Here is a 22,120-nt window from a genome sequence, read left to right on the forward strand (position 1 = left end):
TGGAGCGTGCCGTAGGAGTGCGAGACCCTGTGTATACGACTGACACCGGGCACCATGAAGGACCAACTAAGCTGCAGAGCACGGCATACCAAGGCGAACGCGTGCGCGTCCTCGGCGCGTGGTGCAGCAACGGCAGCACAAATTCGAGAGCCGAGCCCCGTGTGAACGGGCCGGATGAGGCGGATGAGAGCGGGGGGAACGGTCGACTCACATGACAGATGAATTCGACGATATGTATGAGACGTTCAGGGCTCTCCTGGATGCTTTCCCTCCTTCAGAATCCGTCAAGCGGCTGGAGCAGTTCGGCATCAGCTCGGAAATTGTCCAGCAGATCCGTGAGCGACACGAGCAGCAGACCATCCGAATCCGGGAGCGGGAGGAACCGCGTACGATCGTCCTCGGCAATCGATATACGTGGTACACCGGTCCGCAGGCCAAGGACAAGTGCTGGCCTGCGGTCGTGGACCGACTGCGCAAGGACGGCTGGCCGGATCCTGCGATCACTCATCTTGACGCTTCCTCCAACCGTGTCGTCTCATTGCTGAACCACCCCAAGGAGCGTGCGTTCTCCACCCGCGGTCTAGTGGTGGGTCATGTGCAGTCCGGCAAGACGACCAATTTCACTTCGGTCATGGCAAAGGCCGCTGACCGCGGGTACAAATTGTTCATCGTTCTGGCTGGAATTCACAATGGCCTGCGCCGCCAGACTCAGGCGAGGCTGGTCCAGCAGCTTGTTGAGCCCAACCCCTCAATGTGGTCCCAATTGACGGGATCGGCCAAGGACTTCACTCCGCAGGAGAATCCAGCCTCCTACTTCGGGAAGAGCAACAAGACCCGCGTGCTGTGCGTGGTGAAGAAGAATGCGACGGTACTGCGCAAGCTCGTCCGGTGGTTGGAGAAGGCATCTGACTATCTAGAGGACTGTCCTGCACTGATCATTGACGACGAGGCCGACCAGGCCACCGTCGCAACGAAGTCAATCAATCCGTTGATCATGGGCATAACGAAAAGCCTGCCGCGGTCAGCATACGTCGGATACACGGCCTCCCCCTTCGCGAACCTTCTCATCGACCCCAGTGCAGCGGATCTTTACCCGCGGGACTTCATCGTCAGTCTTCCTAAGCCTGACCATCACTTCGGCACCGAGGTCCTATTCGGACGATACGCGCTCGACGGCGATGGACCTGACGAGGTGGACGATGGATACGACATGATCCGTTCGGTGCCGGATGATGATGTGCTCTGCGTGCGTCCCGTGAGAAGAGCTGACGCCGAAGGCTTCGAACCCGTACTAACTGTCACGCTGCGCCGAGCAGTGAAGTACTTCTGGCTGGCCACCGCCGCCCGACGAGTGCGCGGAATCGGTAATCCGCACAACACGATGCTGATTCACACCAGCGTCAACACTGCTGTGCACAAGAGCTTCAAGAAGCCGCTCGAGCAGATGCGTGAACGTGCGGTTGATCTGCTGAACAACAAGGAGTATTTGGCTGGGCTTCGGGAGCTGTGGGAGGAGGAGACAGTCCGCGTTCCGGCCGAAGACTTCGGGGAACGGAAGGTGGAGTTCGAAGAGCTGTTGGCCCATTTGCCGGGTGTAATCGATCACTGTCGGATCGTGATGGACAACTCCACCAGCGAGGACCGTCTCGACTATGAGAATGGCCCCGTGGTAGCCATCGCGGTCGGCGGTAACACCTTGTCCCGGGGCCTCACTCTGGAGGGTCTCTCGGTCAGTTACTTTGTACGCGCCGTGTCTGCCTATGACACGTTGTTGCAGATGGGGCGCTGGTTCGGCTTCCGCAACGGCTATGCCGACCTGCCCCGCATCTGGATGACCGATGAGTTGGCCAAGTGGTTTCGCCATCTGGCCACGGTCGAGGCGGAGATGCGGCGCGACATTGACGTTTATATGACTGAGAATGAAACCCCCCTGACCTTCGCCGTGCGTCTGCGCACGCACCCGGCTTTGCGGGTGACGGCAGCTGCCAAGATGCGCGACGCCGTTACGGCAGCATCTTCGTACGGAGGTCAGCGTATTCAGACCCACTACTTCCACACCGACGCCGACTGGCTGAACACGAATCTTGAGGCGGCCCGTGCCCTGGTCGTGAAAGCCGCCTCAAATTCCCCCAAGATCGACGAGCGCCCCGAGGAGGGACGGTACGTCTTCCACGATGTACCGCACGAGGCCGTTACGCATTTCCTGACCAGCTACCAATTCCACGAGGAGTCTCTGCACACCTCGGAACTGATCGTTGGCTACATCAATAAGCGAGTGGCAGCGGCCGGCTCGCTGCGGCGGTGGAATGTCGCCATCGTGGGCACGCCTCAAGGCCGCCCGGGTAACGACTTCACTTTTGCTCCCGGGGTGACCGTGGGGCGCACCGTTCGATCACGTCTGAATGTCTCCGGTCCTGCGGACATCAAGACTTTGATGAGCCCTCGGGACGCCGCCGTAGATCTGGAGGGTTACCAAACTACCTGGACCGAGAGGGACTACAGGCAGCAGCGCAGATCCCAACAGCCCAACAACGGGCTGCTCGTCCTGTACCCCATCGACAAGACATCTGAGCCTCCCTCCAGAGAGCGACCGGCGTCCTCCTCGGTGCGAACGGGAAAAGAACGCGTCGCCCTGGACGCAGAAGAGCATGTCATCGGCGTCGCACTGGTTTTCCCCGTACCTTCGGGTGGTGATTCATCCGTGGAGAGTTACGTCTCTGCCAACTTGTCCAAGGTTCCCATCGAGGACGAGGATTACAGCTTCCTTGACAACGAGGAAATTTAGCCTGTAACGCGTCACTCCAGCGGTCGGGGGCGACTCCCGGACGGGCTGTGCGCAGAGGACTGCCGCTAGCCGAACGGTGTGAAGAGAGTGCCGTATCGACCGAGGGCATGGCTCTAGGGATCAAGTAATGCCGCCGAGCTCCGCGCCCAGGCAAAGTACTCGAGGCGAGTTCCCTCTCGTGCCCTCCATGCTTGAGCGAAACTGCCTCGCCCCCTCAAGGAGATCGACGATACTGCTCATATCTTCCACAGAAATAGGATTGGGGAGGCTCCACTAACCCCTACGCCAATCCCGTTCGCTTCGCCTTCAACGGATGGATGGCTCCATGCTGACTCTCGCGGCTTGGGGGCGTTGGATTAGCCGACGTGCTCGTACTTGGGTCTGCCTCGGGCGGGGCGACCTCGGGCCTGAGCCGCCGTGCCCTCCTGAGGAGTGGTCGGACGGCGGGCCTCGACTGAAAGGTGGGGCCGGGCAACGCTCCAAGGTCCTGTCCACAAAAAGTCCGCGGAGCCGCGACTGCACATACGCGAAGACCCCGGCCTCAGCGTTTCCGCTGGTGACGGGGTCTTGGACACACTTGCACAGTGTGCCCCCGGCAGGATTCGAACCTGCGCACACGGCTCCGGAGTGAATGCCGGATTGGGTCTGCGGACCCTCGCTGACCTGCGGCGGAGCCTGGCCCAGGGTGTGCCGCGACACAGAGTGTGTCGGAGGTGTGTCGCGAGGAGTCCAGAGGCGGGGCAAATGAGGAAGTCGCCTCCGGCTCCTACGCCCTTCGGGAGTCGGCTCCGCCGACGGGCTGCAACACCCCGGGTGTTGCAGCTGCTTGTGTGTCCGCCTGCTGCCGTCCCGCTGGGCAGTGCTTTTGCGAGTCACAGAGGTGACGCTAACGGGATCACGAGACGCTAGCGGATCTTTGCTTGACAGTGCCCCTGGTTGGACGCGGTTGCTCTGGTGAAACGAGCGCTGTTCATGACGATTCGACCGGTCATTGATGACATTCACACGGGCAGATCCCACTCCCCGGACAGGAGTCCGACGTAAACATCTGGTTGACCAGCCCACGATCCTGGAGTGCGGACAGCAAGCGGATGAATCCCCCAACTGAATCCCTGTCCCTGACTTTCCCGTCGAACGCCGTTGTCGCCAGTTGCGCGCGTGCCTTTGGGAACGCGCAGGCGAACTCGGCAACATGCCATGCCAGTCGACTGTCTAAGTATTCGATGACTGGATCACGGCCAGTACCAAGGCGGCCGGAAGCGAGTGAAGTCCGCCCAGCTTCAACACGTTCGAAGCACCACAGCATCGTGTAATAAGCAGCGAAATGCAGCCGCATCGTATTTGCATCGCTCAAATCTGGAGTCATGCCGTGTTGATGGCCGTAATGGAGTCGCGCCATGCTGTGACGAACAGCCACCGTCTCGCCAGAATTGAGCTCTTGGAGCAGGCTCCGGGCGGTCTCAAACCGGGACCGCCGATGCTCCGTCTGATGAGCCCGTACTGCTATCGCGATTGCCGCCAACGCCAGCACGGAGGACGAAATGGCGGATATCGCCGACCAGTCATTCACAATCATTGGCCCCCGATCAATAAGTCGACTTCATCGGATGCTTAGTGCTTGTGGCGGCAGGCTGGCGTAAGCGTGGCGACGTATGGCGGTGTCGATTTCCGTGTGGCGCATGTATCTGCTTCCGCTCAGTAACCACTGCTGCCCCTATGGAACCACCAGCACTAACAGCCGCACCGGGGACACTTGTAGCTGCGCCGATCGGTGCTGCACACCCGAGTCCATGCTTGGCATTGTGTACCGGTTGTGGCGCTGTAACCCTCAGGCTTCGGGAACTACCTCGACCGTCGTGCTCCGCTGTCAGTAGTGACTCTTACGGTTGCTTCACCAGGTCGATGGAGGTCAAATGCCGGAAGGCGTCAGCGAGTTCCAATGGTGGTGGACCAAGGTGCGCCACCCGAGGGAAGAGAAGCTCTTCCTGTACTACACGAACAGCGCGCGTACGGACTGCAAGGTGATCCAGGTGTGTGATCGGGGCGGGCTCGATCACGCGATCCTGATCTGGAACGTCTGCCACGACTGCCGGTTCGGGATGATCGCGAAAATCTCGATCAACGATGATTGGCAGCGTCAGGGCCTCGGGCGACGGCTTGTGCTGTGGGCCTTGAAGGAAAGCCCGGGCTACGACTGGGTTACTTCGGGCCAGTCGCCTGAGGCGCAACAGTTCTTCCCGGCCATGGCGCGGGAGACCGGTGCGGCCTTCACCAACAGGGGTAAGTCGTGCGGACACCTTGATATCGGGAACCGGTCTTACCTGCGCCCTCGGGTCCTAACGGACATCTGAGGGTCATCAGGCCGGACACCCCGGACAGCTACCGTTCTAGCTGTCCGGGGTGTTCTTGCAGGTCAGGACCATAACCGGACAGTCGGACAGCTCGGACACCCCTGTCCGGAGCCGAGCTGAGCCGCTCTTGGCGATGACACTGGACGGGCGATACTCCGCTACTGCGGCAGGAATACGGGCTTCTCTTGGCCGAGCACGCGCAGGTGCCCCTGGTATTCCTGAGCGGTTGGCTCGGAGCTGCGGCGGAGCGGTGGTCATTGGTCGTTGTTGGTGGTTGCCGGTCCCTGTCGGACGGCCCACAGGCGGTCCAGCCAAACCCCAGGAAACGCGAGTTCAGAGACCCGGACACTCTGTCCGGGTCTCTCTGTTCCGGGCCCCTCACCCTGGTACCGAGGCGGGCAGAGGTCGATGCCCGCTACCAGCCCCATCACCAGCTCTGTACCGTGAACCTGGCCCCTCACCACCAGTAGGAGGCAAGACGCAATGCGTGGTCTTGGAGATCACCTCAGCATCGGCGAGCGGATCGCGTTCTACCGTCGGCGTCGTGGCCACACGCAGGAGGTCTTGGCCGGACTTGTCGGCATGAGCACCGACTGGTTGGCGAAGATCGAACGAGGGAAGCGGAAGCCTCCCCGTATCGACATGCTCGCCGAGCTGGCGCGCATTCTGCGCGTGCCGCTTGGGGACCTGCTCGGGCAGACCGTGCTCATGGAGGACGAGCGGCAACAGGACGACGTGCCGGCGGTGCGCGACGCCCTCATGAGCCCGCGCCGACTGTCCCGCTTGCTCTTCGGTCCCGAGGCTGAGACGCAGCTTCCGACACCGGCTCCCGTGGCTGTGCGCGTAGAGCACTCCTGGAACGACTACCAGGGCGGCCGTCTTGGCAGCGTCATCGCGGCCCTTCCGGGGCTGCTCCAGACCGCGCAGGAACTGGAGGAGCGAGCGGCACGGCGCGTTGAGGATCGCGGCGACTGCTGGGCCGTGTCCGCCCGCACTCACCACCTCGCCGCAACGACGTTGGCGAAGATCGGCGAGTCTGACATTTCTTGGCTCGCCGCTGAACGCGCGATGCGAGCCGCTGATGAGTCGGACAACCCACTCGTGCTCGCGTCGGCAGCGCGTTCCGGCACGCACGCCCTACTCGCCAATGGCCGGTACGACGATGCCCTAGAGCTGGGCAACACTGCTGCTGCGTGGTTGTCGTCGCAAGTCACCGAGCACGATCCGGCAGCGCTGAGCTTGCTGGGCATGATTCACCTGCGTGCCGCCGTAGCGGCTGCTCGCCACCAGGACCGCTCCATCGCGACTGGGCTGCTGGACCGTGCCGAGGAACTCGCGGACGACCTCGGGTCCGATGAGAACTACTGGCAGACCGGGTTCGGGCCCACGAACGTGGTGCTGCACCGCTTGTCCATCGAGCTGGACCTGGACAACATCTCGTACGTGGTTGAGAAGGGTCGGATCAACGTCGATCACATGCCGCAAGAGCGCAGCGTCTCGCACCGCATCGACTACGCGCGGGCGCTGTCGCTGGCCGGGCAAAGTGACGAGTCCTTCGTTGAGCTGCGGACGGCTGAGCGGACGTCTCCGCAGCTCGTACGCAACAATCCGAGGGTGCGCGAGACGCTGCGGGACCTGATCAAACAGGCGCCCGTTTCCAGCGGTTCGCGTTCGTCCGAAGTGTTCGTGATGGCTCAACGATGCAAGGCGGTGCAGTGAGTTCAGGCAAGCGTGGGGTTCTCGGAGTCGTTGGGTCGGCGGCCGGAGGCGTAGAGGCGCTGCGGACCGGTCTCGTAGAGCCAGCGATTGAGCGCGGATGGCAGGTGGCCGTGACGCTCACGCCGACCGCCGGGCAGTGGCTTCGTATCAGCGGTGAGGTGGAGCGACTGGAAGAGGCCACGGGGTCCCCCGTCCGGGACGAACCACGGCTCCCTGGCGAGGCCCGGCCGCACCCGCAGGTGGACTGCTTCGTGGTCGCCCCTGCGTCGGCCAACACGGTGGCCAAGCTGGCCATGGGGCTGATGGACAACCAGGCGCTGACACAGGTGGGCGAGGCGATCGGCACCCTCGCGCTGCCGGTCGTCGTCTTCCCTCGGGTGAACGCTGCGCACGCTCGCCATCCAGCGTGGAAGCACCACATCGAGGCCCTTCGGTCCGGTGGAGTGCGCGTCGTCGACGAGCCGGACGTGTGGCCGCTGTACGAGCCGAGGGAAGCGCCGGCGGGGCGGGACCTCCCGTGGGGCGCGGTACTGGACGCAGTGGACGCGAGCATCAAATGACAGGTCGTCAACCTGCCTGACCTGCACGGTAAAAGGACCCGGACACTCTGTCCGGGTCCTTTGCCGTTCACGGCCACATGCTCATTGGCATGTCAGGCATCAACGAGCAGCGCGGCGAGCTGCAAGACATGTCACCTGCCGAACTCGCCTTGATCAAAGCGAGTTTGAGGGAGGCGCGCGCCACCGTGGAACGGCTGGTGGAGCGCACCGACAAACTCACGGTGAGGGTGGAGTCTCACTACCGACGATCCGCTCAAGGCGGTCCAGTCGCTCGCCGAGTACGCGCAGGGCGTCATGGATCGCGCTGAGTTCAGTCGCCAAGGCGGTGAACGCGGGGCTGCTCCCCGGTTCGGTGCCGAGGGGGGCGGACGGATCGCGGACGAACGTGCCACGGCCCTGCTGGGAGAGCACAAGCCCTTCGTCCCGAAGCTGGCTGTACGCGCTCTGCACGGTCATGAGCTGAACGTGCAGTTCCTTGGCAAGCGCACGGGCGGCGGGGAGCCGGTCGCCGGGCTTGTACTCGCTGTCAGGGTCCGTGATCTTCGCGCGGTACTCGGCTGCGATCTCCTTGGCCGTCGGCGGCTGCTTGGGCGCTTCGGGGCTCTCATCCATACCCCCGAGCGTAGCCGGACCTAGGTCAATCTCCGATTCCTTCGGTGGGACTGCTTGACAGTCAGATTGACATGGGTCAATCTGAAATCACGACGGAGCGAGAGCCCGGAAACGGGCTCGCCGGTCTACTCGTAGCTGCTTGACCTGCACGAATGCATGTCGCGAGTCCCGTTCCTCGAACGGGAGCCCTAGGGGTTACCTCGCTCGCGGGAGTGTCCGTTCGTTGAGAACTGAACAGTGTGCCAAGTCGACGGGGTGAGAGCCCCCGTCCCCGCAACGGTCCGGGTGATGACCGCCGGCGGCCACTTTGTGGCAGGCGAACCTGTCCTGTCCGCGCGTCAGCTCTGGAGAACACCCCTGGGGTCCCTCCCTTCATTTGTGGAGGTCAGCCCCTTGGATGCCACCTGATGCGCGCCGCCCTGCTGGCGTCAGAGCAGTGACGATGACGCGCTTTCAGAACGTCCGCCCCGATGGTCGTAGGCCGGGTTCGACTCCCGTGCCGGGGCACGCACCGCGCTCCCGCGCTACTCGTTCCAGCCCGTCACAGATCAGGGAGAAGGCCCCCGTGTTCGCATCGCTGTTCGTCCTGCTCTACGTCGCTCACCTGCTGTCGGATTACCCGCTCCAGACGGACCACCAGGCCGCGCACAAGGCCGGGGCGGGCACCTGCGGATGGCGGGCCAACCTTTCCCACGCCCTGACCCACGTCGGCGTGACTCTGGCCGCGCTCGCGGTCGGCGCTGCCGTGCTCGATCTGGACCTGAACTTGATCGCGGTGGCGGCCGGCGTTCTCTGGATCGGCACCACGCATGCGGTCATCGACCGGCGTTGGCCGGTGGCCCGCTGGATGGCGTTCGCCCGGCAAGCCGGGTTCGCCCAGCACGGCGGTGCCGCCCACGTCGACCAGACCGCGCACCTGACGGCCCTGGTCATCGCCGCCCTGGCCATCGCCGGTCTGTCCTGACCCACACCGCTCAATCGCCCCGATGGTCGTAGGCCGGGTTCGACCCCCGGCCGGGGCACGCACCTCCGTCGCATTCGCGGCTCGCTCATCGCACATACGCCCGGCGGCAGGAATCCCCAGCAAGGTCGCCAACCGCCGGGCTCTCCCTGTTCCTTCGATTCAGGAGAGCGCTATGCGTTCGTACATCGGTTCTCACCAGGTCGTCTCCGCTGACGACTACATCGAACTCGCCCTCGGCACCCCGGTCGACCTGTGGCTCGGGATGGAGGGCGAGAGCGCGGAGGAGCGCGCGGCCCGTCAGGATGCGGCGCGCGACATCCTCGCCGACAACCCGCACCTGGTTGACGACGCAACCCGGCTGGCCGCCGAAGCGGTCGACGCGTACGTGCCGGAGCTGGGCAACGTCGTCCCGCTGGCCCGGCCCGTGGCGCGCCGCCGTGGCGCCCGTAAGGGGGTGGCGGCATGAGGTCCACCGCTCCTGCTCCCGAGGTCCTGAGCGACCACAAGGGCGTCCCGCGCCCGTTCCTCGACATGCCGCTCGCCTACGAGCAGGCCCGGTTGGGGATGGCCTTCCATGAGGCCGGTCATGCTGTGCTGGCGATGGCCTACGGCATGACCGTGCACACCAGCGAGGTCATCGCCTGGATGCACGAGAACGACACGTGGGCCGTGACAGGCAACACCGCCTGGCAGGCGAACAACACCCCGGTGTGGCGCTTCGCCGCGATGGCCGCCGGCGGTCAGGTCGCCCAGGTCAACTACCTGATGGCCTACGGGCTGTGGACGCCGGAGCGGGCCGCGGCCTGCGCCGCCGTGCACGACCGTGAGCAGGCCATCGACACCCTCACCGAACTCGGTTTCGCCATCAGCGCGGACCACGTTCCCCAGGGCGGCAAGTCCTGGTCGATGGTGCGCGGGATGGCCCGCCGCAAGGTCGCCTATCTGTGGCGCGAGATCCGCACCGTCGCCCACGCCATGGACCAGCACACGGTCCTGACCGGCGACGAGATCGCCGACCTGACCGGCCTGGTCAACCCCTCGTTCGCTGAGGAGGTGGCGGCGTGAACCGGCCTGCTTCCTCGTTCACGATCTCCGGTTCCCGCGCCGCACACCTGGCGGGTGCCGCGCTGTCTGGGCAAGTGCTGGGTTTCGATCCGGCGCCGGATCCCGGTCTGAGGGAGGCGCTGTGCAAGGGGATGGAGCCGGAGGTGTTCTTCCCCGAGCGCGGGGAGCGCCGCACCGCGGCGCTGGCTCGCGAGATCTGCGCACAGTGCCCCGTCATCGCGGCCTGCCTGGAAGACGCGTTGAACAGCGAGCTGGGTGTCAGCCACTCGCACCGCTTCGGGATTCGGGGCGGCAAGAGCCCGGAGGAGCGCTACGCGCTCGACTCGCTCGTCGGTGACCCCGCGCCGCGGCCGGCCGCGAAGGCGAAGCCGGTGAGGTCGAAGCGGGAGCCGGTCAGGTGCGGGACGCGCCGCGGCTATCAGCGCCACCGCCGCAATGGTGAGCAGGCGTGCGATGCCTGCCGGTACGCGAACGCCGCGGCGGATCGCCGCCTGCGGACCACGGGTTCCACGAAGGAGGTGGCCTGATGACCACGACAGAGACGACGCGTGCGCAGGTTCCGCCGCTGTCCCGTTCCGAGACATGGCTGTTGGGTGCGGTCGCCGTGCTCGCGGCCGGGGTCGGTGGGCTGGGTCTGGCTTCCTCGTTTGAGGCGGTGTCCGCGGCCGGTGCCCGTTGGGGCTTCGCGTCCCCGTGGATGCTCCCGGTCGGTATCGACATCGCGATTCCGGTGTTCACCGCCGCGTTCCTGCTGCTGATCCGCACGGACATGCCGCTCGGCTGGGTGCGGTTCGTGCCGTGGGTGCTGACCGGGGTGACGTGCTGGCTGAACGTCGCGGCCGGGCACTCGCTGTCGGCCAAGCTCGCGCACGGCACGATGCCGCTGCTGTGGGTGGTCCTTTCCGAGGTCGCCGCTCACGTCTACGCCTCCCGCATCGGCGCCGTGACCGGCAGGCGGATGGAGAAGATCCGCCGCTCCCGTTGGCTGCTTGCCCCGCTGTCGACGTTCGCGCTGTGGCGCCGGATGACGCTGTGGGAGGTCACCTCCTACTCGGAGGCGCTGGGGCGTGAGCGGGAGCGGCAGTTGGCCCGCGCAGACCTGCGCGAGCGGCACGGCAGGCGGTGGCGTTCGAAGACCCCGCGCCCGCAGCGTGTCCTGCTCAAGCTCGGGGAACTGGCCCCGGCCGGTGAGGAGCTGCCGCCCCCGCCGGTTGCCGAGGAGCCGACCCCGGCCCCGGAGAAGGCGCCCAAGACGCCGCGCAAGCGCCCGGCCAAGCCCAAGGCAAATAAGGCCACGCGGACTCCGGCTGAACTGCTCGCCGAGGCCCGCGAGACCACCACTGAGTGGGCGGATGACGCGATCAATGCCGAGGCGATCCGCACCACGCTGCACTGCTCGGCGGCCAACTCTCGTGTGCTGCGCGACCTGTTGCTGAGTGAGCGGGCCGAAGGCCGTCGTCTGCACCCGGTCACCGACTCCGAGCGTGAAGCGCGTGAGGGAGCGGCGGCATGACGTCGTTGACGTTCGCCAAGTGCATGGACCCGTCCGGCGGCCAGTTCGGCATACCGAGCTACCCGTGGCGCTACGCCCCCAAGGGCTTCGCGACCCGCCGCCAGCTCCGCGCGCTGGGGCTGCGGCCGGGTGGTCAGCCGGTGGCCGCGCAGGTGCTGCGCCCGCGCTACCGGCGCGACCCGCTGGTCGCCTACCTCTATCGCGTCGACCGCGCCAAGCCGGTGCGTCCCATGACGCCGGGCAAGCGGGCCGCGCTCGCCAAGGCGATGCGCGCCCGCCGCACCTGCCCGGCCTGCCAGAGGGACGCCGGATACGTCATCCCCAGCTCGCTGGGAATGTGCGTGCCCTGCGCCTACCCCGAGGAACAGTGCGCCGCCTAACCCCGCCGCTCAGTCAACGAGGTGATGGACCGTGCCCAAGAAGACGCCGCCCGGTGAATGCCCGCAGTGCTGGGATCACGCGCACAACCCGCGCGTGCACCGCCACCTGCGCCCGCGTGAGGACTGCCCGCAGTGCGTCGACCACATGATCAACGGCTGCCCCAACCCGGTGCCCAGCAAGTCCCGCTGGTGGTGACCGGGCCCCAGGCCTGTAGCCACCGCATCCCAGCTCGTACCCGCACGACGGGCCCGGCCGCCTACCTCTCACAGCGTCGGCCGGGCCCGCCAACCCTCCATCCCTGGAAGGAAGTCTCAGTGAATCACCCCGACGACAACGAGCTGTTCAACCGGCTCGAAGCCGAGATGAAAGCCGACTCCGGCACCGACGCCAAGGGCGATGTAGTCGACCTCGACAAGGCCCGCACCGCGCGTGCCGAGTCGGCCGACGCCAAGCCGACCGGGTCGGGCGACTCTGCCCCCTCCGAGTCGGGCGACCCGGAGCCGACCGGGTCGGACGACGGGTCGCCGACTCTGGTCGACCGCCGCACCCCGACCGAGTCGGGCCCCGGCCTCATCGACCGACTGCGCAACTCTAAGCGCCTGGACGTGATCCCGGCGTGGGCGAAGTCGGCCGCCGAGTTCAAAGAGGCGATGCGCTGGATCGCCGGACACGTCGGCCACACCCTCGCCTTCCACTCGGTTCGCGTCCCGATGCTCTACCTGCCCAAGCTGGTGTGGCGCTCCCCGAAGGGCGTGATCAACACCCTGAGCCGGATCGGCCGGTGGGCCATGGACACCGAAGGGGAGCCGCTGCGGCAGGCTGAAGCGCGGCGCGAGAACACCGAGTTGTACCTGAAGCTGTCCAAGCAGCGCGATCGCCGCGTTCGCCTGCGCATGGTGCTGACCGTCATCGGCGCTGTGTTCGCCCTCGGTATCGCGCTGTTCCTGGCGTTCGGCGCGGCCCCGCTCACTCAGCTCATCGCGGCCACGCTCGCGGTGCTCGGGTTCGGGATCGCCGGGGCGCCGGCCGATGCGCCGCTCGCCACCCGTGCCGTGGTGAAGACCGAGGTGCAGAAGCTGACCAGCGACATCGTGGTCAAGGCGATGGCGTCCATCGGCATCGGCCAGATCGCGAGCGCGGTGGCCAAGGGGCAGGACGGCATCCGGTTCGTCGCTCCGATCACCCGCGAGGGTCCGGGCTGGCGCGCGGACATCGACCTGCCGCTCGGGGTCACGGTCGCCGACGTGGCCGACCGCCGCGCCCGGCTCGCCTCCGGCCTGCGCCGCCCGCTCGGGTGCGTGTGGCCCGACGCCGACCCCAACGAGCACGAGGGACGGCTCATCCTGTGGGTCGGGGATAGGGACCTGTCCAAGACCGGCATCGTGAAGTGGCAGCTCGCGAATGCCCGCCGGCACGACATCTTCAAGCGCAACCCGTTCGGCATCGACCCGCGCGGCCGTGCTCAGTCGGTGCCGATGATCCAGCACAACATCCTGGTCGGGTCGCTGCCCGGTCAGGGCAAGACCGCCTCCGTGCGGGTGCTGGCCTGTGGCGCTGCCCTGGATCCGTCCGTGGAACTGTGGCTGCACGAGAACAAGGGCACCGGCGACCTGGACGCCCTGGAGTGCATCTCCCACCGGTTCGTGTCCGGCATCGACGACGACTCCGTCAAGTACGCCGCCGACTCCCTCAAGCTGCTGCGCGAGGAGGTCATGCGCCGCGCGGCCGTGATCAAGAAGCTGCCGCGTGACCTGTGCCCGGACAAGCGCATCACACGCCAGATCGCCGACAAGCGCTCGCTCAAGCTGTGGCCGCTGGTCGGAGTGTTCGACGAGTGCCAGAACCTGTTCGCCCACCCCAAGTACGGCAAAGCCGCTGGTGAGGACGCCGAGTTCATCATCAAGCTCGGTCGCGCCCTCGGCGTGATCCTCGTGCTCGCCACGCAGCGGCCGGACAAGGACAGCCTTCCGACCGGGATCAGCGGCAACGTGTCCATCCGCTTCGCGCTCAAGGTCGCAGGTCAGGTCGAGAACGACATGATCCTCGGTACGTCGGCGTACAAGAACGGCGTACGCGCGACTTCGTTCCGGCCGGAGGTCGACGCAGGTAACGGCTACCTCGCCGGGGCGACCACGCTGCCGGTTGTGGTGCGCACCGCCTACCTGGACGACAACGCCACCCACGCTGTTGCGCAGCGCGCCCTCGCGCTGCGCAAGGCCGAGGGCACGCTATCCGGGCACGCGCTCGGCGAGGACACCGCCGCGGCGGCCGGGCCGTCCTACGACCTGCTCGCCGACGTTGCCGCGGTCGTGCCCGTGGCGGAAGAGCGGGTGTGGAACGAGCGGATCGCCGCCCGCCTGGCCGAACTGCGGCCCGAGGTCTACGGCGGTTGGAAGGGCGAGAACGTCACGTCCGCGCTCAAGCCGCACGGCATCACCACCCGCGGCATCGCCGGGACGACCGACGACGGAGAGCGCACCACCCGGCGCGGCATCGTCCGCGCCGACCTCACCAAGGCAATTGCACAGCGTGACGAAAACCGGGGCGCTGCCTGACCTCGGATCGCTGCTACCGGTAGCGGGGTGACCTGCTACCGGTAGCACCCCCGCTAGCACCCCAAATAGCACTCCATCAGGGATCTAGCGGATAGCAGCCCACCTGCGGAAACCCCGAAAACCCCGAGAAAGAGGCTCTGATGACCCTCACGCTCGCTGCTATCGCCTGCCTGCTCGTCGTCACGCTCGGTTACGCGTCGGTGTGTGCGGGCAGCCCGTTCGGGACCTGCCGCAAGTGCGGCGGACTCGGCTTCGCGCTCCTGACCGACCGCAAGGGCAAGCCCAAGCGCGGCAAGCGATGCCGCCGCTGCAAGGGCCACGGCAAGCGGATACGCGTCGGCCGCTGGATCTTCAACCGCGCCCAGCGCCTGTACCGCGACGGCACCCGCACATGAGCACCCTGCTCCGGCTGCTGACTGCGGCGGCTCTCAACTCTCCGAAAGGAGTGCCCACATGGCCGTGACCGTCTCGATGGTCGCCCTGTTCGGCCTGGTCCTGTTCTTCCTGCTGCGCTCTCGCACGCTCGGCTACGGCGCCGCGTTCATCGCCGTGATGTTCGGGTTCTTCCTCGCCTCCACCGGCGCCTCCGGACCGATCAACTCGCTGACCGCCGACGTCATCGACTCCGTCAGCTCCATCGACTTCTAGGAGCCCGACCCGTGAACGAACAGATCATTGCCCGGCACTGGCTCGCCGTGATCGCGCCCAAGGCCGCACCCGCGATCGCCACCTCCACCGTGCTGATCCTGGCCCGCATCTGGAACGCCAACGGCGCCGAACACAGCGTCGGCAACGCCGTGCTGATGACCGCGCTGGCCCTCGCGGCCGGGGCGGCCGGCGTCTTCGCCTCCACCGGCTGGGCCGGAGACAAGACCATTGCCGGAACCGCGTTCGCCACCTCCGGCGCCCTCGCCTTCACCGGCATCGCCGGATACGCCGACGGGCTCGCCCTGCCGTTCCTGCTGTGGGCCCTGGCCACCGTGCTTGCGTACGCGCTCGCCGCCCGGTACTGGCGCACCGACCGCCGCGCAAGCGTCGCCCACGAGCGGCACGTCGGCGTACGGCGCGCAGAGCACGCCCATATCGAGCGTGTGGAAGCGCTCAAGGCCGGAGCGCAGATCGAGGTGGCCCGCTCCGGCGCTGCGTACGCCGAACAGCTCGCCACCGCGATGCTCACCCGCGCCGCCCTGCCCGGCTTCAACCCCAGCGCGCTCGCCGACGCGGGCCTGCCCCAGCTCACCCCCGCCGACACTGACAAGGAGCACTGAGCGATGTTCGAGATCCGCATCATCTGCCGCGAGACGGAGACCACTGCCGTCGTCTCGGCACTCGACAAGGCCTTCAGCTACGACGAATACACCCAGCGCCCCGCCCGCGAGTCGGGTCGTGTCCGGCTCTACCTCAGCGCGGTCCCGCACGCGGAGCCGGTCAAGGAGCCGTGGCCGACGCCGGAGCAGGCATACGCGCACGCCCCCAGCACCATCCGCGAGATCGGCTGGACCTGCGAGCGGGCCCGCAGCTACGTCCACCGCGCCAAGGTCGACCGCGAATTCTGGCTCCGCAAGGCCGCGTTGCTCGACCGCATCGCGCTTAGCGACGCGATCAACGACGCCGACGAGATGGCCGTGGAGGCTGCCCGGCGCCTGCGCGCCATCGACGCCGAGTACGAGGGCGTGCCCGGCGACCCCGACCGCGAGAGCCCCGAGAACCTGCGCGGCTACGTCCGCCAGGAATACGCCCACTGGCTCCGCACCGACCCCGCCGCTCGCAGCGCGGCGGACCACCAGAAGTAGCAACGCCGCGGCGGCAGGAATCCCCAGCAAGGTCGCCCCGCCGCCGCGGCTCTCCCTGCCCGTCCGAAGACAGAACAGGAGAACCCCAGGATGCCGCATCCTGTACCCTCTGCCCAGCTCGCCTCCGCGCTTCACGCAGCGTCGCGAGGCTGGCACGCCTTCCCTCTCGTGCCCGGTGACAAGCGCCCGGCCGTCTCCGACTGGGAGACCCGCGCGACCCTCGACCGGGACCGCATCACCCGCGCATGGTCCGCGGGCGCCTTCAACGTCGGGATCGCCACCGGCCCTTCGGGCCTTGTCGTCATCGACCTTGACCGGCCGAAGCATCCCGGCGACACCCCGCCGGCCGATTGGGCAGAGCACAGCGTCACCGACGGAGCCGACGTGTTCGCCGTGCTCTGCGAGCGCCACGGCCAGCCGTTCCCCGACGCCACATACACCGTCCGCACCTGGAGCGGCGGCACCCATCTCTACTTTGCCGCGCCCGAGGGTGAGCCCCTGCGCAACACGGCCGGGGACAGTGCGCGCGGGCTCGGCTGGAAGGTCGACACTCGCGCGTGGGGTGGCCTCGTGGTCGCCGCGGGCAGCGTCTTCCGTGGACGCTCGTACGAGGTTGTCCACGACGCCCCTGTGGCGCCCCTCCCGACATGGCTCGCCGAACTCCTCCGACCGGCCCCCTTGCCCCCGCAGACGCCCATTGCGGTCGCCCTCACCGGTCGCGGCCGGCGTACCGCCTTCCTCCGCTCCGCAGTCAACGGCGAGGTGGAACGCGTCGCCAGCTCCGGCCCGCACGAGCACAACAACAGCCTCTACATCGCGGCCGTCGCGCTCGGCCAGCTGGTCGCCGGAGGTGAGTTGAGCGAGGCCGACGTCACGGGCTGGCTGCTCTCGGCCGCGCTCCAAGTCGGCCAGAGCGAGCGCGAGGCCCGTCGCACCATCGCTTCCGGCCTGCGGGCCGGAGCACAGCGCCCCCGGACGGTCGCCGCATGAGTGCCAACCCCATCCCCCCACTGCACCTGTACTCGGTTCCCCGTGACGCCGAAACGGCGCCCGTGGCGCCGCCCAAGCAAGAGCGTCCGCGGACCGCATGGACTGCGGACCAGCTCATGGCCGCCGAGTTCCCGGAGCCAAAGTGGGCCGTGCCGGGCATCCTCGCCGAGGGCGTGAGCCTGCTCGCCGGGCCGCCCAAGGTCGGAAAGTCCTGGCTCTCCCTCGGGCTTGGCCTCTCGGTCGCGGCCGGAAGCCAGGCTTTCGACTCGGTACCGGTCCAGGGCGGGCCCGTGCTCTACCTCGCCCTGGAGGACACCCCGCGCCGTCTTCAGACCCGCATGGGCAAGCTCTTGGGTGGCCAGCAGGCGCCCGCCGGTCTGACGCTGGTCACGGAATGTCCGCCCTTTCCCCAGGGCGGCAGCGAGGCCATCGCCGGATGGCTCGACCGCAACCCCGATGCCCGCATGGTCGTGATCGACGTGTTCGCCAAGATGCGCGGCCAGTCCCCACAGGGCGTGTCCGCCTACGACGCGGATTACGTCGCCGTCGGCTACGCGAAGCGGCTCGCGGACCACTACGGCATCGCCGTGGTGCTCGTTCACCACGTCCGCAAGATGGCCTCCGAAGACTTCCTCACAGAGGTCTCGGGGACCAACGGCATCGCGGGCGCGGCCGACGCCACGCTCGTCCTCAAGCGGGCTCGCGGGCAGGCTGACGGCATCCTGCATGTGACCGGTCGCGACGTGAACGAAGCCGAATACGCGCTCTCGTTCCAAGAGGCTTCCGGCGCCTGGCACTTGCTGGACGGCCCGGCCACCGATCACACCGTGAGCGATACCCGCGCCACGATCCTGCGGTTTGTCCGGGCTCATCCCGGCGTGAAGCCGAAGGACATGGCGGGGGAGCTGCCGCAGGTCGACATCGACACGATCCGCCGGACGTGCAGCCGCATGGCCGATGCCGGGCAGCTCAGCAAAGACGCCGCTGGCCGGTACTACCCGGACACGGACGCCCGGACACAGGGTGGGCAAGAGGTGTCCGGGCTGTCCGGCTGTCCGGTTACCCCACCTGAGCTGCAAGAACGACCCGGACAGCTCCAAGAGGAACTGTCCGGGCTGTCCGGCCCCAGCGCAGCCGAAGGGATGGCCCGATGAGTACCCGCACGGTCGACGAGAAGATGACCATTGCGGAGGTCATCGAGGAACTGAAGGTCGCGCCGTCGACCTTCTACCGGTGGCGTCAGCGCGGGAAGGGACCTCGCTCCATCAAGCTCCCGAACGGCGACGTGCGTATCCGGCGCTCGGAGTACGAGCGCTGGCTCGCGGAGCTGGAGGACGCTGCGTGAGCACTCAGAACAACACCCCGGCCGGGAGCCCTCGCGGGTCTGCCCGGCCGGGCTTCTCCTTCAACGTGAAGCTGTGGAGCATCTCGAAGACCGGCCGAAAGTCCCGCCCGTGGCGGCTCCGTTGGACCGTAGCCGGTCGGGTGTGGGGCGATACGTTCGCCACGTATCCGCTCGCGGAGGGCCGACGCAACGAACTGTGGGCCGCCATGAACCGGCGCGGCGAACCGTTCGAGATCGAATCAGGGCTGCCGGAGTCCGAGGTACGGGCCGCGGTTGAAGCGGCCGAAGTCGAGACCGCTGCCCCTCCGGTGGGCTGGTTCGAGTTCTCCCGGAAGTACATTGCGGGACGCTGGCGTACGAGCGCGGCCAAGACCAGAGAGGGCATGGCCGATGGGCTCGCGGCCGTGACGCTCGCCATGGTCAAGCGCGGCGAGGGCGTCCCCGATGACGAGTCCCTGCGGCTGGCCTTCCGGTGGGCCATCGTGCCCACGAACGCGGGGGAGGACCCGCCGGCCGAACTCAAGGCCGCGCACGACTGGATCGTCACCAGCGACCGGCCGTTGGCCGACGTAGGCGACGCCGAAGTCTTCGAGGCGGTGATGTACCGCGTCAGCTACAAGCTGGATGGCACTCCGGCCGCGGGCGACACGTACAAGCGCCGCCGCCGGGCTCTGAACGCCGCCCTCGAACACGCGGTGGCTGTAGGGGAGCTGCCAGAGAACCCACTCGTGAAGGCCCGCCGGAAACGAGTCGGCTCCAACGATGTGGTGGACCGGCGCGTTCTCGTGAACGCCGTACAGGCACGCCAGTTGCTCACGTCCGTCTCCTACGTCGGTTCGTGGGATCGCTGCCGAGGGCGGCGCCTGGTGGCCTTCTACGCGGTCCTCTACTACGCGGGACTCCGGCCCGCGGAAGCGGTCGGGCTCCGGTTGTCGGACTGCCACTTGCCAGAGAAGGGGTGGGGCACGCTGACGCTCCGAGAAACCCGCCCCGTCTCAGGGAAGCAGTGGACAGACTCCGGAGAGCGCCACGACCGCCGCGGCCTAAAGGCGCGGGCAGCCACTACCGACCGCCCGGTTCCCATCCCGCCCGTCCTGGTCGCCATCCTTCGGGCCCACCTGAAGGAGTTCGGAACGGCCATGGAAGGGCGCGTGTTCGGCAACGAGCGCGGGGGAGTGGTCGGCTCGTCCACCTATTGGCGTGTGTGGGAGGAGGCACGCGAGTATGCGCTTCCCGCGGATCGGGTCGATTCGCCGCTGGCCGGGCGCCCGTACGACTTGCGGCACACCTGCATCACGCGGTGGCTGAACGCTGGAGTCCCCATCGCCGAGGTGGCGCGACGCGTCGGCAACTCCCCGGAGGTGATCCACCGCCGATATCACGGCTGCATCGACGGTCACGAGGAAGCGGCCAACGCCAAGATCGCCAGATCGTTGGAAGAAGACGGAGACACGGCGTAGCCGCAGGAAATCTCACTTGCAGCACCGGCGCTTAGCACCGCTTGACACCGCAAAAACTGGCGATGTGAATGTGTGTAGACCGGTGTGACAGGACCACTCGCACTTCAGATTGCTCTTTATGCGAAGGTTCTCTGGAGTGCGAGTCGGGTCCTTGATGCAGCGGATGAACCTGGCGGCGATGTCGGGGAACAGCTCTGCGAGCGACTCGCCAGGCGGCGCCATCGAGCGGGAAACGTTGTTGTTGTTTACGCCTCGCCGATGGCAGGTGTGGCAGCCGGAACCAGCGATTACCCTATTGCGGATCATCGTCACCCATGAGTTTCCGCACTTGTTGCACTGCCATTCTGCCTTGTCGAACGAGGAAGGCGAGCACAGGCTGAGATCGTATCCTGGGCGAGTCAGATTCTTCCTGAATTCGACTAGTAGTTCGGGGCTCCTTTCAGCGGCGGACTCAAATCTAACCTTCCCCTTGATTTCCGACCAGGAATCTGCGGCCTCCCTTAGGGCCCGCACCATTTGCTTCTTGTCGAGAACTTCAAACGGGATTCCGCGAGTTAGCATGACTGGGCGCAGGGCTGAAACCCATATCCAGGGGTCTATCCCGTCCTTGCTGCTGTCTTCGACTTCTATATACTCCCCTGGAATTTCGGGGAGGCCTCGTGCGCGAACCCGAACGTAGTCCAATTCCCGGAGAAGTAGACTCTTCCTCGCGTCCTTTGCCCGGTGCCTGTCTGCGCTGTGCGTGTGTAACGGGTCCAGGTCTACGTAGAGGTGAATCGCTGGGATGAATAGATCTACTCGGGGTTGGCGCCCTGATTGGCCACGCAAATGTTCAATCGCATGGTCACATTCCACGACCTTCCCTGTTGCTGCACTGAGCAGCGACCGCACTTCAAGCTCGAAGCGCGACCTTCCCGCTGAAGTGCACTTAGGGCACCCGGAACCGTAGGTCCGGGTCAGGACCGTAGCCTCCCATTCGTGCTCGTAGCTGCATCTCCAGAGGCATCGGTCGTTGCTGCGGATTCGTAGCTGTCCTGGCCCTTCCTCAGGTGTTGTTAGATTTTTCACGAAGGACTGACTGATCCGAGGATAGAGTTCCCTAAGGGACTCTCCTGGCTTCGGGGTTCTGCGGCGCGTCACGATTCGACGGTCGTAACACTTGCGACATCCGGATCCGCTTCGGTGTCTGTGGGAATTAACGCGAGAGGCGACAGAAGCCACCCAAGTGTGGCCGCAAGTTGAGCACAGCCAGACACACCTATCTGCAGAGCCGGGCCTGAGCATAGTCAGATCGTGATCGGGAGTTGTTTCGTTACTGACGAACTCCGAGGCGATTTCCCCGAGTTCTTCTTGGGCGCTGGGAGAGTCGAGCTTAGGGGTGCGTTTCCAGCTCCCGCGCCTGGCCGCGAAGCAGGCGGGGCATCCAGTCTTTCCGGTCACGCGATTTCCTGGAGCCGTTATCCATTCATTGTTGCAGGATCGGCAGCGCCAGCGGCATTTATAGCCGCTGTGCGGTTTGAGCTGCGATGCGGTGAGGCTATTTTCTAGATTGTCGACGAATTCTTCCGCCAGTTCGGGGTGAAGATCTGCCAGTGACTCGCCAGGGCGTGCGATCCGGCGACCATTGATGCTGCGGAGGCGAGCGCACTGCGGGCAGCCGCTGCCAGTATTGCTTCGGGCATTGGGTGTTGTTGCCCATTGGTGGTCGCAGTGTCCGCAGCGCCATTGGCACATCTTGTTGGAGTTGGCGTGCAGGTCTGCCGCGGTGCGTCCTGGTTGGCCGTCTACTGCGATCAGCTCTGCAGCGATGCTCGGGAAGCGGTCCTGGAGGGACTTGCCTGCGGGCGGTGCCTGCCAGGCCGCTTTGCGGCACTGCGGGCAGCCGCTCCCCGTCTTACCCCTGGAGGCGGGTGTTGCTGCCCATGGGCGGTTGCAGTGTCCGCAGCGCCATTGGCACATCTTGTTGGAGTTGGCGTGCAGGTCTGCCGCGGTGCGTCCTGGTTGGCCGTCTACTGCGATCAGCTCTG

At 66.4% G+C, this 22,120-nt stretch carries 22 protein-coding genes; 20 read left to right on the forward strand and 2 right to left on the reverse strand.

Going from position 1 to position 22,120, the window contains the following annotated elements:
• The first annotated feature begins 211 nt into the window (after positions 1–211).
• The 4 genes from ACZ7DY_RS09325 to ACZ7DY_RS09340 all read left to right on the forward strand — a co-directional run bounded on the left by ACZ7DY_RS09325 (position 212) and on the right by ACZ7DY_RS09340 (position 7,415).
• Positions 212–2,785: a Z1 domain-containing protein gene (locus tag ACZ7DY_RS09325; RefSeq protein ID WP_471132048.1), complete on the forward strand. Its 2,574-nt coding sequence runs from the start codon at positions 212–214 to the stop codon at positions 2,783–2,785.
• Positions 2,786–4,698: 1,913 nt separating this feature from the next.
• A complete protein-coding gene (locus tag ACZ7DY_RS09330; protein WP_471132050.1) occupies positions 4,699–5,136 on the forward strand; it encodes a GNAT family N-acetyltransferase in 438 nt (145 codons plus the stop codon).
• A 483-nt stretch (positions 5,137–5,619) separates the two neighbouring features.
• Positions 5,620–6,855, forward strand: coding sequence for a helix-turn-helix domain-containing protein (locus ACZ7DY_RS09335; RefSeq protein WP_471132053.1), 1,236 nt, complete (start codon positions 5,620–5,622; stop codon positions 6,853–6,855).
• Positions 6,837–7,415 carry a flavoprotein gene (locus ACZ7DY_RS09340; protein WP_471132055.1) on the forward strand — a complete coding sequence of 193 codons (579 nt, stop codon included), beginning with the start codon at positions 6,837–6,839 and terminating at the stop codon, positions 7,413–7,415. The genes ACZ7DY_RS09335 and ACZ7DY_RS09340 overlap by 19 nt, the downstream gene beginning before the upstream one ends.
• Before the next feature lie 216 nt (positions 7,416–7,631).
• Here the strand turns inward: ACZ7DY_RS09340 and ACZ7DY_RS09345 are convergent, their stop codons facing one another.
• On the reverse strand, positions 7,632–8,027 hold the full coding sequence (locus ACZ7DY_RS09345; RefSeq protein WP_471132057.1) for a GntR family transcriptional regulator: 396 nt from the start codon (positions 8,025–8,027) through the stop codon (positions 7,632–7,634).
• A 565-nt stretch (positions 8,028–8,592) separates the two neighbouring features.
• Here ACZ7DY_RS09345 and ACZ7DY_RS09350 point away from each other — a divergent pair.
• The 16 genes from ACZ7DY_RS09350 (at position 8,593) to ACZ7DY_RS09425 (ending at position 20,093) form a co-directional block, all read left to right on the forward strand.
• On the forward strand, positions 8,593–8,991 hold the full coding sequence (locus tag ACZ7DY_RS09350) for a DUF3307 domain-containing protein (RefSeq protein ID WP_471132060.1): 399 nt from the start codon (positions 8,593–8,595) through the stop codon (positions 8,989–8,991).
• Positions 8,992–9,163: 172 nt separating this feature from the next.
• Complete coding sequence (locus tag ACZ7DY_RS09355; protein WP_471132063.1) at positions 9,164–9,457, forward strand: hypothetical protein; 294 nt, start codon at positions 9,164–9,166, stop codon at positions 9,455–9,457.
• A complete protein-coding gene (locus tag ACZ7DY_RS09360) occupies positions 9,454–10,056 on the forward strand; it encodes a hypothetical protein (protein WP_471132065.1) in 603 nt (200 codons plus the stop codon). The genes ACZ7DY_RS09355 and ACZ7DY_RS09360 overlap by 4 nt, the downstream gene beginning before the upstream one ends.
• A complete protein-coding gene (locus ACZ7DY_RS09365; protein WP_471132067.1) occupies positions 10,053–10,583 on the forward strand; it encodes a WhiB family transcriptional regulator in 531 nt (176 codons plus the stop codon). Before ACZ7DY_RS09360 ends, ACZ7DY_RS09365 begins: the two co-directional genes overlap by 4 nt.
• On the forward strand, positions 10,583–11,569 hold the full coding sequence (locus ACZ7DY_RS09370) for a DUF2637 domain-containing protein (RefSeq protein ID WP_471132069.1): 987 nt from the start codon (positions 10,583–10,585) through the stop codon (positions 11,567–11,569). The genes ACZ7DY_RS09365 and ACZ7DY_RS09370 overlap by 1 nt, the downstream gene beginning before the upstream one ends.
• Positions 11,566–11,949 carry an RRQRL motif-containing zinc-binding protein gene (locus ACZ7DY_RS09375; RefSeq protein WP_471132072.1) on the forward strand — a complete coding sequence of 128 codons (384 nt, stop codon included), beginning with the start codon at positions 11,566–11,568 and terminating at the stop codon, positions 11,947–11,949. The genes ACZ7DY_RS09370 and ACZ7DY_RS09375 overlap by 4 nt, the downstream gene beginning before the upstream one ends.
• 31 nt (positions 11,950–11,980) lie before the next feature.
• A complete protein-coding gene (locus ACZ7DY_RS09380; RefSeq protein WP_471132075.1) occupies positions 11,981–12,145 on the forward strand; it encodes a pRL2-8 in 165 nt (54 codons plus the stop codon).
• A gap of 119 nt (positions 12,146–12,264) precedes the next feature.
• Positions 12,265–14,505, forward strand: coding sequence for an FtsK/SpoIIIE domain-containing protein (locus ACZ7DY_RS09385; protein ID WP_471132078.1), 2,241 nt, complete (start codon positions 12,265–12,267; stop codon positions 14,503–14,505).
• 140 nt (positions 14,506–14,645) lie between these two features.
• Positions 14,646–14,900, forward strand: a complete 255-nt coding sequence (locus tag ACZ7DY_RS09390; RefSeq protein WP_471132080.1) for a hypothetical protein — start codon at positions 14,646–14,648, stop codon at positions 14,898–14,900.
• A 58-nt stretch (positions 14,901–14,958) separates the two neighbouring features.
• Positions 14,959–15,153: a hypothetical protein gene (locus ACZ7DY_RS09395; RefSeq protein WP_471132083.1), complete on the forward strand. Its 195-nt coding sequence runs from the start codon at positions 14,959–14,961 to the stop codon at positions 15,151–15,153.
• 11 nt (positions 15,154–15,164) lie between these two features.
• Complete coding sequence (locus ACZ7DY_RS09400) at positions 15,165–15,773, forward strand: hypothetical protein (RefSeq protein ID WP_471132085.1); 609 nt, start codon at positions 15,165–15,167, stop codon at positions 15,771–15,773.
• A 3-nt stretch (positions 15,774–15,776) separates the two neighbouring features.
• Positions 15,777–16,298: a hypothetical protein gene (locus ACZ7DY_RS09405; RefSeq protein WP_471132087.1), complete on the forward strand. Its 522-nt coding sequence runs from the start codon at positions 15,777–15,779 to the stop codon at positions 16,296–16,298.
• A 90-nt stretch (positions 16,299–16,388) separates the two neighbouring features.
• Complete coding sequence (locus tag ACZ7DY_RS09410; protein WP_471132090.1) at positions 16,389–17,288, forward strand: bifunctional DNA primase/polymerase; 900 nt, start codon at positions 16,389–16,391, stop codon at positions 17,286–17,288.
• Positions 17,285–18,442: an AAA family ATPase gene (locus ACZ7DY_RS09415; RefSeq protein WP_471132093.1), complete on the forward strand. Its 1,158-nt coding sequence runs from the start codon at positions 17,285–17,287 to the stop codon at positions 18,440–18,442. Before ACZ7DY_RS09410 ends, ACZ7DY_RS09415 begins: the two co-directional genes overlap by 4 nt.
• On the forward strand, positions 18,439–18,633 hold the full coding sequence (locus ACZ7DY_RS09420; RefSeq protein WP_471132096.1) for a helix-turn-helix transcriptional regulator: 195 nt from the start codon (positions 18,439–18,441) through the stop codon (positions 18,631–18,633). Before ACZ7DY_RS09415 ends, ACZ7DY_RS09420 begins: the two co-directional genes overlap by 4 nt.
• Positions 18,630–20,093, forward strand: a complete 1,464-nt coding sequence (locus tag ACZ7DY_RS09425; RefSeq protein ID WP_471132099.1) for a tyrosine-type recombinase/integrase — start codon at positions 18,630–18,632, stop codon at positions 20,091–20,093. The genes ACZ7DY_RS09420 and ACZ7DY_RS09425 overlap by 4 nt, the downstream gene beginning before the upstream one ends.
• A 12-nt stretch (positions 20,094–20,105) precedes the next feature.
• On the opposite strand, the gene ACZ7DY_RS09430 is transcribed toward ACZ7DY_RS09425, so the two are convergent.
• On the reverse strand, positions 20,106–22,115 hold the full coding sequence (locus tag ACZ7DY_RS09430) for a zinc-ribbon domain-containing protein (protein WP_471132440.1): 2,010 nt from the start codon (positions 22,113–22,115) through the stop codon (positions 20,106–20,108).
• Between the last annotated feature and the right edge of the window lie 5 nt (positions 22,116–22,120).

The organism is Streptomyces sp. NPDC037013, assembly GCF_055607265.1.

What these genes read in the sequence shown, in the direction of transcription:
- ACZ7DY_RS09335 (WP_471132053.1), top strand. Translation starts at nt 5,620, where the DNA reads ATGCGTGGTCTTGGAGATCACCTCAGCATCGGCGAGCGGATCGCGTTC.
- ACZ7DY_RS09340 (WP_471132055.1), top strand. Translation starts at nt 6,837, where the DNA reads ATGCAAGGCGGTGCAGTGAGTTCAGGCAAGCGTGGGGTTCTCGGAGTC.
- ACZ7DY_RS09375 (WP_471132072.1), top strand. Translation starts at nt 11,566, where the DNA reads ATGACGTCGTTGACGTTCGCCAAGTGCATGGACCCGTCCGGCGGCCAG.
- ACZ7DY_RS09415 (WP_471132093.1), top strand. Translation starts at nt 17,285, where the DNA reads ATGAGTGCCAACCCCATCCCCCCACTGCACCTGTACTCGGTTCCCCGT.
- ACZ7DY_RS09405 (WP_471132087.1), top strand. Translation starts at nt 15,777, where the DNA reads ATGTTCGAGATCCGCATCATCTGCCGCGAGACGGAGACCACTGCCGTC.
- ACZ7DY_RS09345 (WP_471132057.1), bottom strand. Translation starts at nt 8,027, where the DNA reads ATGGATGAGAGCCCCGAAGCGCCCAAGCAGCCGCCGACGGCCAAGGAG.
- ACZ7DY_RS09390 (WP_471132080.1), top strand. Translation starts at nt 14,646, where the DNA reads ATGACCCTCACGCTCGCTGCTATCGCCTGCCTGCTCGTCGTCACGCTC.
- ACZ7DY_RS09410 (WP_471132090.1), top strand. Translation starts at nt 16,389, where the DNA reads ATGCCGCATCCTGTACCCTCTGCCCAGCTCGCCTCCGCGCTTCACGCA.
- ACZ7DY_RS09395 (WP_471132083.1), top strand. Translation starts at nt 14,959, where the DNA reads ATGGCCGTGACCGTCTCGATGGTCGCCCTGTTCGGCCTGGTCCTGTTC.
- ACZ7DY_RS09330 (WP_471132050.1), top strand. Translation starts at nt 4,699, where the DNA reads ATGCCGGAAGGCGTCAGCGAGTTCCAATGGTGGTGGACCAAGGTGCGC.
- ACZ7DY_RS09325 (WP_471132048.1), top strand. Translation starts at nt 212, where the DNA reads ATGACAGATGAATTCGACGATATGTATGAGACGTTCAGGGCTCTCCTG.
- ACZ7DY_RS09360 (WP_471132065.1), top strand. Translation starts at nt 9,454, where the DNA reads ATGAGGTCCACCGCTCCTGCTCCCGAGGTCCTGAGCGACCACAAGGGC.
- ACZ7DY_RS09355 (WP_471132063.1), top strand. Translation starts at nt 9,164, where the DNA reads ATGCGTTCGTACATCGGTTCTCACCAGGTCGTCTCCGCTGACGACTAC.
- ACZ7DY_RS09370 (WP_471132069.1), top strand. Translation starts at nt 10,583, where the DNA reads ATGACCACGACAGAGACGACGCGTGCGCAGGTTCCGCCGCTGTCCCGT.
- ACZ7DY_RS09420 (WP_471132096.1), top strand. Translation starts at nt 18,439, where the DNA reads ATGAGTACCCGCACGGTCGACGAGAAGATGACCATTGCGGAGGTCATC.